The following is a 9,878-nucleotide window of genomic DNA, read 5'->3' as shown; positions in this document are numbered from 1 at the left end:
AAGCTGGTCTCCATCGCAGATGCCAGCTTGAATCATACCCTACGCACGAGCGGAATCCCTTTTGTCAACACGACCTAGGTTCGCGTCGTAATTGTTCCACACACAGCGAACGAAGCCTGCGAGGATCATCAAGGAGCATGTCGCATAGTACATCACCGCCGAGCTCCGGTGACGGAAAGACCCCGCGATCGATCGTACTCCATGGGATGATGTCTTCGGGCGCATCTCCGACAAAGAGTTCGCTTAGCAGATAGGGGTCTTCGACAATTTCCTTCAGGTCGTCAGGCAGGCCATGCGCGGTACGCTTCTGACCAACAATGCTTTCTAGCTGATCGAGATAGAGGTCGACGCGCACCGCAATCGTTTTGAGGAACATACGCGCATCGTCTTCCAGCAACTGCCAGGAACGCGAGACACGTTTCGCCACGAACCCAGTCAATTCCAGTTCCGGGCAATCCTTGCCGCTGTCGAGAGCATCAAAGAAAAGCTCGTAGGCTTTCTTCTCCTCCCTTCTGTCGCAATACCATTTGGCGTTGTTGATGCTGACTTCCGCATCGAGAAGATCCATCACGGTAAGCAGGCCAGGATATAAGCCGCGCCGCTGCCAAAGCTTGCCGATCTGCGCCTGTACCCATTTTTCGCGAAGGTCCCAATCTTCCTGGGCGTCTCCGATCTCTTTGAGCCGGCCTATGGCATCGAGCAGCTGCTCCAGCATCCCGATGGCCGTATCGTCGGTGAGGTGACGCGCACCGTATTTGCACGTGGCGGGATTTTCAGGTGTGACGAGGATCTTCTCGAGAATTTCGGGTTTGTCGCGATAGGCGTGATAGGGAATGCGGAAACCTTCATCAGGGTAGTAGGACGTCACATTGCGCGCCCAAACCATGCCCTGAGCGAAGCGCTTTTTGATGTCGTCCGTGGCGTTCGGATAAAAAAGCGGTTTGCCGACCTGTTTTACTCGCGAGACCCCGACGATCACATATTTGGGGTCATTCTCGTCGGTGAACGGGTTGGAGTGGTTGGCGTAGTAAAAGATCAGGCTTTCGCCATCGTCCAGTTCTGCGAAAAATTCGTCCGCGCCTCTGCGTCGCTTATCGTTATCGAGCCGGCCGTCAGTATAAACCTCATCGCCATACATGGCTTCATACGGCCAGACGCAGACTGTCGAAGGCGGGATATCCCATTCCTCTCGATCAGCACCATCGTAGAAGAAGTCTGGTGGATTGGAATAGCCGCGGATCGCGTCGGGTCCAAAGGCATTGATGCTGTATATGCAGGGTGGCACGTCGTCACCCTTGAGCTTGCAGACCGCTTGGCCGGCGCAAGCCGTTTCCCTCTCCAAGTTCCGCTCTCGGTGGATCACGTCCCCAGGATAGGACTTCAGGCCAACGCAGTAGGTGTTGAGTTCTGGCTTCGAGCAGACGCGCCCGTTCCATCCGTCGTCATGCCATGCGATGCGGGCAGTGAGATGCGTGGTCATGTGGTCGGTGCCTCCTCATCTGGTTCAGCAACGACCTCGGAAATCTGGAACTTCTTGAGCTCTTCGGAGTACGAGTTCCGATCGAAAATGAACAGCAGCTCTGAGGGCCGTACTTCTTTGCCGTTAATATAGATGCGCCCCTCTTCCTGATCATAGGTGATCGAGGTTGATACATCCAAGACTTCGTTGAAGGACGCGAGTTCGAGACGTTGCTCGATGAGATCGAAACGGAGCTTCGTCAGGGTCAGGTCGATGTTAAACTTGTTGAAGGCATGCCAGAGCAGGCTGATGACGCTTTCGAAAATCGACACGAAAATCCGGATATCCGTTTGCGACGGCATGTCCTGGCTGTCGTGCTGTCCATGCCCGGCAATGCCGGTTCGGTTGCGAATTTCCGCAAGCGCACCGACGATCCCCGAAAGGTTGCCAGCGATCCCCTCATTGTCGAAGCCGCAAGACGACAACGCCTGCTTGACCAGCTTCGGCAGCTTAAGATCATCATAAGGAATGCCGCGTTCAGAGAGGATGTGTTTGCAGATAATCTCGATGACGCATTTGCAGTAGTCGATCGTCTCCGGTTCGAGAGTCCCCAGCGCCGCTTCCGCCTTGTCGATCGTGGTCGCCAGCCGCGTCAGCCCAAAGACTTTCTGAAAATCGTGCGCATGTTCCAGAGGCGAAATGATCACACCGAGTCATCCCTGCCTTCCGCGCTGAAAAGCGCTTGCACCTCAAGCATGGCGGTAGCGACCGACATTTCGGTCAACCGCAGCTTTTCAATTTTGGGGCGCCATTCCGGGTCACTGGCGATGTATTGGAGAATTTGCGCTGCGCCGACTTCGATACCGAACGTCTGCAGGTGCTCGATAGCGTAGTCCGTCGTTGCCAGTGTTTCCCACTCTTCGTTCTTCTTGTAGCGGAAGTGCTCGGCCACCCAGCGAGCGGGCGCTTCATAGCCGTATGTGTCGATCCATTCGCTCGCATCGCCAACATTCGGCCCCGGCACATGGCCGAAGCCGAAGCGGCCGCGTGCCTCGCGCAGCCAGTTCTTCTGCTTGGCGATCGCGATGCCGCCGGAATATTTCATCGATGGGTTGTAGGGCCCAGCCGCCTTTTTGAGATAGGCCATCTCGCCAACATGCTCACCCATCTGGCGGCGAGCGAAATAGACCGCCTTCTGCAGACGAAAATTGCCAATAGGCTCACCCCCAGCTTGGAAGAAAGTGCTGACGATGGCCGCGACCAGCACGGCCTCTTGGAACTTGGTGTCGACGCTCAGCGCAAGACCCGGAGCCGTCGTCCCCGATTTGGAAGGGGCGAAGGTACTATTGGTTTCCGGCGTTTCGGGCGCATTTCCGTTTGCGAGCTTAGGCGCAGTGATGGCGGAAGCGTCCTCGGCAAGGCTGGCAGGCTCAGCCGTACCGCCGCCATCGGGATCCGTTTCGGTCAGGGAATGGACCAGCGCGGCCATCAGCTCGGCGTTCAGCCGCTCGCCCTCACGCACCCGCTCTTCCAGCCGGTCGCACAGCGACATGACTTCATCGACCCTGACCACGATGCGTTTTTGCTCGGCAAGGGATGGAAGCGCGATCGGAGCTGCCTTGATGTGGCTGCGTGTAATGTTTCGCATGGAGTCGCTTGTGCCGGTGGCGACCTTTGCAAAGTAGGCACGTACAGGCGATGCATGAAATGCGAGGAGGAAATAGTCTGATTGGACGGCGTCAGAGAGAACTAATCGGACGATCTTGTCTGACAGCATGAGGCGCGGATAGTCCTCCGGAACTTTGACGCCACGTCCTACGAGTTCCGCAGTGTTCGCACGAGAGACTAGGATATCACCAGCGCCAAGCGCGTGCTGAGGCCTTGGTTCCATATTGCTCGGAAGCCGCTTGTTCTCCTCCGGCTTGAAAACACCCCAGGTAACGGCACTGACCTTAAGCACACCCCACTCATCACCGGTGGCTAGGACGTTATCGCATCGCGGGCTCCACCCCGAATTTGATGACACTAGGACATCGTCGACGGTGCCTTGTGTAAATTGCGCTCGTTCAGACGGCGTACTAAAGGCCCCATTGGCCGCCGCGTCGATGACCGCGACCCGGAGCGCCTTGATCGTCTCCAGATCGTCAAACAGCTCACCGAAACGGAGGGCGAGCAGGGACCAACGGTCTGCAGTTTCTTCCGGCGTTTTGGTTTCGGTCAGATGATGCAGGGCGGAAGCGGCGGCCGCGCGTTTCAGCCCGGTTTCTTCAGCCTGCCGCGCCTCCAGTTCGTCGCACAGCGCCATGAGTTCATTAACCTTTGCGACAATGCGTTGCTGCTCTGGGAGGGGCGGGAGGGGGAAAGATGATAGTGCAAAATAGTCCGCCGGGATGCGCTTTTGCCCGGCGGTGCCTGTCATCTTCGGCACGCCCGCCTGGATGAAACTTTCGGATTTTAGGAATGCTAGGACGTAGTCTTCCTCAACGACGTGAGCCAATTGTCGGAATACGTGCAATTCCGTTGTTCCCGCGCCAAGATCATTCGGCAAACCGGTTATTGCTGCAGATTTTCCGTTCTCAAAACAGGGTGTAATCTTAGCAAGAACAACGTCACCGTTTGCTACGTGTGTGTAGCCGCTCTTGATATCAGCCCATTTTCGTTCTTCGAATCCGTGCGGAAGACCGAACTTAGCTTCGATTTCGGCCATGGGCACAAAGCCCGCCGCAGCTTCGTCTGGTGCTTCATTTCGAGGAGAGATCAGCCCTAGGTCACCAAGACTCGTAGAAATCCAATTTGCCGGTATCGACGTTGCTAAAGTACTGTTTTTTGCTTTTCCAAAGTACTTTGGTTTCCGAATTTTTCCTGACGTGACAGCTGATCGGATCGCTTTGCCTGCAGCTTCAACCAGCGCTTGTGCATGTCCGTCCTCTGGCCGCTGGTCCGACAATCTTCCGGAGATTGCTAAATTCAGAACCAACTCTCGCAGCTTCCGTATGCCGTCGGTGCCGGCAGCGAGTCGCCCAAACTCCTTTAGAAACGTTTCTGCAAGCATCATGCGGCCGTCGACTTGGTGAGTGCCTGGGCTAGCACCGCTCTTAGCTGCTCCTGTGTGGCGGCGAGTTTTTTTCGGTTCTCCTGCCAAGCGGCGAGCAACTCTTTCGGATCCTTATGCTCCTCTTCCTTATGGTGCGGATTGGAGATGTCGAGATTGTAGCCATTGGCCTTGATCTCGTCAGCGCTCACCTTCCAGGCGCGGTCATTCTCCTTGCGTCCAGCACGCGTCTTGACGTCGCCCCACCAGGCCTGTTCGCTGTCGTCGCCCCTGAATTCCTCGATGCGCATGGGCTTCGTCTTGGAGTAGTTTTTGTAACCCTCCGGATAGGGGTGCTCGTAGAACCAAACCTCCGAGGTCGGATTCAACGCATTGCCTCTTCCATCCTTGTGGCATTTTTCGAAGAACAAGAGGTTCGTCTTGATGCCGGTATATGGATTGAAGACACCGTTCGGTAGGCGGATGATAGTGTGCAGGTTGCACTCCGTCATCAGCTTCTCCTTGATGCGTGTCTTGATGCCTTCGCCGAAGAGGGTGCCGTCTGGCAGGACGACGGCGGCCCGGCCACCATCTTTCAGAAGCTCGATAATCAGCACCAGGAAAAGGTCCGCTGTCTCACGCGTCTGGAACGCCTGCGGCACGTTCTTTTCGATGCCGTCTTCCTCCATGCCGCCGAACGGTGGATTGGTGACGATGACATCGATCTTGCCCCGCCATTTGTGATCCTTCAGGGGCGTGGCTAGCGTATTGTCGTGAAGGATGTTGGTTGGCGCTTCGATGCCGTGCAGCATCATATTGGTAACGCACAGCAAATGCGGCAGCGCCTTCTTCTCAACGCCTAACAGATTGTTCTGGACCGTCGCCCGGTCTTCGACCGTTTCGACATATCTCTCGATGCGGTGATCCATCACGTGCGCCAGGAATCCGCCCGTGCCGCACGCGGGGTCGAGCACCAGTTCGTTCAGCTGCGGATCGAGCATGTCGACCATGAATTGAGTGACGGCACGCGGTGTGTAGAACTCGCCGGCATTGCCTGCGTTTTGCAGGTCCTTCAGGACTTGCTCGTAGACGTCACCAAAGGCGTGCTTGTCGCCGGTGTTGTTAAAGTCGATCTCGTTGATCTTGTTGACCACCTGCCGGATCAACGTGCCATTCTTCATGTAGTTGTAGGCGTCTTCGAACGCGGCGCGCACGACGCGCGCGCGATCACGTTCCGGTCCTTCAAGCGACAGATTCTTCAGCTTGGGGAAGAGCTGATTATTTATGAAGTCGAGCAGCGCATCGCCGGTGATGCCTTCGGCGTCCGTGGCCCAGGCGGACCAGCGCAGATGGGCTGGGATCGGGGACTTGTAGTCATCGCTGAGGAGCATCAACGACTCCTCCTGGTCGTCCAGAATCTTCAGGAAGAACATCCAGACCAGCTGCCCGATGCGCTGAGCATCGCCATCGACGCCCGCGTCCTTGCGCATGATATCCTGAATGGATTTGATCACTCCCGATACATTCGGCACGTTTTACGCTCCCTCGCGATATAGTTCGGTCTGCAGCCCCCTGACGGCAGCCTCATAAGCTGATTTGCCGCCGAAAACGCCCCTCACAATCTCAACTGGGGTGCCGATTTCATCGAATGGCTTGAGCTGTAGAACCTTGGCATTTTCCAGCGGACCGAAATCTTCGTCCGCATATTTGTCGAGAAGCGCTTCCAGCACCGCCCGCGCTTTGCCCTCGAATTTTGCAAAGTAGTTGCGTTTCTTCACCTGTTCTGCCCGCTCTTTGCGGGTCAGCGGCGGCTGGCCATAGGCAACGTGGCAGAGCAAATCGAAAGTGCTGAAAGCGTCGCCGTTTTTCACTTCGTCGCGCAGACCATCGAGCGAGACACCCAGCGACTCCAGCTCTTCGATAATCGCCTGCTTCTTTTCCGCTTCATCCCAACGACGGAGAAATTCATCGAGAGTCTTGTAGTCTTTTTGGAGAGTCTTTTTCGCGTAGGAGCGCAGTGATTCCGTGATCAGCTTGCCGTCCGGCCCGAGATATTGAACGCGCTTTGAGAGAACGCGGACTTCGACACCATCGACATAGAACTTCCGCGGTCGGTCTTCGCCGCCGAACGGATCGCCAAGAACGCCACCATCAATTTCGGACTGCTCTTCCTCGCCAAATTTACCGACCGTCGTGGTTGTCGCATCATCAATTTCGTCCGGCGGCACGGGTGGGTCGTCTGCACCCGGTTCATAGATCTGGACCGGGTCGCCGTCGAAGTCAGGATCTGCGAACAACTCTGTCGCTCGCTTGAAGTCCATGATAGTAAAATACTGCTTGCCGTGCTCCTCATCGATGCGCGTGCCACGCCCGATGATCTGCTTGAACTCGGTCATGGACTGAATTCGCTGATCCAGTACGATCAGCTTGCACGTCTTCGCATCCACACCCGTTGTCAGAAGCTTCGACGTTGTGGCGATGACCGGATAGCGCGCTTTCGGGTCGATAAAATTGTCGAGCTCCGCCTTGCCGAGCGCATCGTCACCGGTGATCCGCATAACGTAACGGTGGTTTTCAGCCACAAGATCGGCGTTCGCATTGGCGAGCGCCTGGCGCATGCGTTCAGCGTGCTCAGTGTCCTCGCAGAACACGATGGTCTTATCGAAGCGGTTTGTGGCTTTCAGAAATTCTGTGATCTTCGAGGCGACCAATTTGGTGCGCTCATCAAGAACCAGCGTCCGGTCGAAATCCCTCTGGTTATAAATGCGGTCGTCGACTTCGTTGCCATAGCGGTCGAGTGTTCCCGCTTCCGGTCGATAGCCGGTCAGGTCCTTATCGAGGTCGTAACGGACGACCTTATATGGAGCCAGAAAGCCGTCTTCGATGCCTTGGCGGAGCGAGTAGGTGTAAACCGGTTCGCCGAAGTAATCGATGTTGGACACATCCTTCGTTTCTTTCGGCGTTGCCGTCATGCCGATTTGTGTTGCGTTCGAGAAATACTCGAGAATTTCGCGCCAAGCGGAATCGGCCGCCGCGCTCCCGCGATGGCACTCATCGATGATCACCAGATCGAAAAAATCACGCGAAAACTGCTTGTAGATGTTTGCCGCTTCGTCCGTCCCGGTGACAGCCTGATAGAGCGAAAGATAGATCTCGTAGGACTTGTCAGCTTGGCGGTTGGCGATCTTGGTCATCGCACCACCAAAAGGTTTGAAGTCGTTCGTTTTCGTCTGATCGACGAGAATATTACGATCTGCGAGGAACAGAATCCGCTTCTTTGCACCCGCCTTCCATAGCCGCCAGATGATCTGAAACGCTGTGTAGGTCTTGCCCGTCCCGGTCGCCATGACAAGCAGCAACCGATCGCGACCTTTTGCGGTTTCCTCGATCACACGATTGACGGCCAATGTCTGATAGTAGCGCGGCGCCTTGCCGGTACCGTCATCGAAATAGTCCTGGTTGACGAGGGGGTCTTGGGCGGTCGCGATACCTTTCCAAGCCGCATAACGCTGCCAAAGTAGCTCAGGTGATGGCATTTCCTGGAGCGAGATTTCACGCTCGACGGAACCGTCCACTGCCGATCTGTCGTGCAAGAGGAGACCTTTTCCGTTCGTCGAAAAGGCAAACGGCACGTCGATCATCTCGGCATATTCGAGCGCTTGCTGCATGCCCGCGCCGACCGAGTGTGAGGCATCTTTGGCTTCAATAACAGCAATCGGGATGTTGGGTTTGTGATAGAGGATATAGTCCGCACGCTTCTGCTTGCCGCGGGATGTCAATTTACCGCGAACAACTATGCGCCCAGCCGTCAAACTCACTTCCTCGCGGACTTGAGTATGCAGGTTCCAGCCTGCGGCAGTAAGGGCGGGCGTAATAAACTTGCTGCAAATGTCGCGCTCACTAAGCCCGTGCATTCCCGTTGCCCCCGCCTCCCACTGTCGTTTGGTCTTTGCGGTCCTTCTGCACGCAAAGCCGCTCATACTCCTCCACCGAAACGACCACCACCACACCACGTCCGTGCTTCTCGATGCACACGGGTTCCGCACGAGCGGTGTCGATCATCAAGCCAAAGGCGTTTTTCGCCTCCCTTGCGGACATCGTCTTCATAATTGAACCCGTTACTCGCCGTTTGCGCCATTTAGCCCGAAATGGCTCTTTTTGCCAACATCAAAGCTACGCTCTGGCACTCCAGCGCATTCACGCGGAAGGCTTCATATCTTGGGTTACGCATCAAGCGACGCAGCAATCACAGAGATCGGGCGGAACAGAACAAACGGGTCGTCTTTCGAAGGCAAGAAACCGCGGCGCTGCCAGAACTGTGCCGCGTCCGCGTCAACGGCATTGACCATCAGCGCGCGCCCTCCCACGAGTGCAGCTGCCTGGACGCAGCGCTGCAGTGCGTGCTTCAGCAACCCTGTGCCGATCCCGCGGCCAGCCCAAACGGTGTCGGTGGCCAGTTGGCCGAGAAGAAGACAGGGAACGGGATCTGGTGGCTGGCCTGTTCTGACTGAGCGAGGCAATACCGAAGGAACGACTGCCGTTGGCGCCAAACCGTAGTATCCGACGACACGGCCGTCATCGTGGACGACCATGACAGCAGTAAAGCCCTTCTCCTGGTTGGAAAGCGCCCGCGTCTTTAGCCAGTGATCGAGCGTGGGCTTACCGCAGGAGAATTCGGAGACATCATGCGCGGCGGTGAGCGCTTCTGGAGCTGATAGAGAGCCACGTCTCACCGCTTGGCGACGTAGCCAGGCTCCCACGGCGCGGGCCGCTGGGCTAGATCGACCATCTCGGGAACCGGAGCCGCCTGACGGGACAGGACATCCATGAAATCGGCGAAGCCTTCAGGGCTCATGCGGATTAGCCGGTTTTCCATCACGACTTCTTCGGCGGCGCGAACGGCGGCATCGCGCACGAAATCCGTGCGCGAGCGGCCACGCAACGTAGCCGCGCGGTCGATCATCGCGACATCCGATTCCGGCAGTCGCATCGAGATGGGATATTCCTTACGGTCGGCTGTGGTGGCCATGAGTCACCTCCTTTGCACCCGAAGATAATATCTTGTAGCGCAAATAGCAATACACTATAGTCAACACGATCAGGCCTTCGCCGAGATTGGAAGATCGCGGGACCAAGAGGAGTTTCAGGGCGGCAACTCGTATGAACAACGCGCCGAAGTCATGGTTTGGAACTAGGTTATTTCACTATGCCAGCGCCCGCCATGATGCGCGGAAGCGCGCAGAAATGCGAATGAGCCTGCCCAACACCGCCGAATATTCCACCGTGATTTCAGTTGTTTATTGCCGCATTGGCGTAAATTCTGGCTTGTATGAGCCGGAAAGCAAGCCAACCGAGATCAACGACTGCGCCGAGCGAGCGCGAAGAGCT

Annotated in this window: 8 protein-coding genes; all 8 read right to left on the bottom strand. The window is 56.4% G+C overall.

Features of this window, described 5'->3' with window-relative positions; genetic code table 11:
* Positions 1-64: 64 nt before the first annotated feature.
* The 8 genes from DSD19_RS16040 to DSD19_RS16005 all read right to left on the bottom strand — a co-directional run bounded on the left by DSD19_RS16040 (position 65) and on the right by DSD19_RS16005 (position 9,519).
* Entirely contained in the window at positions 65-1,480 is a 1,416-nt protein-coding gene (locus tag DSD19_RS16040) for a hypothetical protein (protein WP_113670331.1), read from the bottom strand.
* Positions 1,477-2,166 (bottom strand): abortive infection family protein, encoded by a 690-nt coding sequence (locus DSD19_RS16035; RefSeq protein WP_113670330.1) that lies wholly within the window; start codon positions 2,164-2,166, stop codon positions 1,477-1,479. Before DSD19_RS16035 ends, DSD19_RS16040 begins: the two co-directional genes overlap by 4 nt.
* Complete coding sequence (locus DSD19_RS16030) at positions 2,163-4,514, bottom strand: restriction endonuclease subunit S (RefSeq protein ID WP_113670329.1); 2,352 nt, start codon at positions 4,512-4,514, stop codon at positions 2,163-2,165. Before DSD19_RS16030 ends, DSD19_RS16035 begins: the two co-directional genes overlap by 4 nt.
* On the bottom strand, positions 4,511-6,004 hold the full coding sequence (locus tag DSD19_RS16025) for a class I SAM-dependent DNA methyltransferase (RefSeq protein ID WP_243628054.1): 1,494 nt from the start codon (positions 6,002-6,004) through the stop codon (positions 4,511-4,513). The genes DSD19_RS16030 and DSD19_RS16025 overlap by 4 nt, the downstream gene beginning before the upstream one ends.
* Before the next feature lie 21 nt (positions 6,005-6,025).
* Positions 6,026-8,404 (bottom strand): EcoAI/FtnUII family type I restriction enzme subunit R, encoded by a 2,379-nt coding sequence (hsdR, locus tag DSD19_RS16020; protein ID WP_113670327.1) that lies wholly within the window; start codon positions 8,402-8,404, stop codon positions 6,026-6,028.
* A complete protein-coding gene (locus tag DSD19_RS16015; RefSeq protein ID WP_243628056.1) occupies positions 8,391-8,552 on the bottom strand; it encodes a type II toxin-antitoxin system prevent-host-death family antitoxin in 162 nt (53 codons plus the stop codon). Before DSD19_RS16015 ends, hsdR begins: the two co-directional genes overlap by 14 nt.
* Positions 8,553-8,713: 161 nt before the next feature.
* Positions 8,714-9,223 (bottom strand): GNAT family N-acetyltransferase, encoded by a 510-nt coding sequence (locus DSD19_RS16010; protein ID WP_113670325.1) that lies wholly within the window; start codon positions 9,221-9,223, stop codon positions 8,714-8,716.
* Positions 9,220-9,519 (bottom strand): DUF1778 domain-containing protein, encoded by a 300-nt coding sequence (locus DSD19_RS16005; protein WP_113670324.1) that lies wholly within the window; start codon positions 9,517-9,519, stop codon positions 9,220-9,222. Before DSD19_RS16005 ends, DSD19_RS16010 begins: the two co-directional genes overlap by 4 nt.
* Positions 9,520-9,878: the final 359 nt, after the last annotated feature.

The sequence above is a fragment of the Rhodovulum sp. BSW8 genome, from assembly GCF_003314725.1.
Classification (GTDB): domain Bacteria; phylum Pseudomonadota; class Alphaproteobacteria; order Rhodobacterales; family Rhodobacteraceae; genus Rhodovulum; species Rhodovulum visakhapatnamense.
This window is presented reverse-complemented; position numbering and strand designations above follow the sequence as displayed.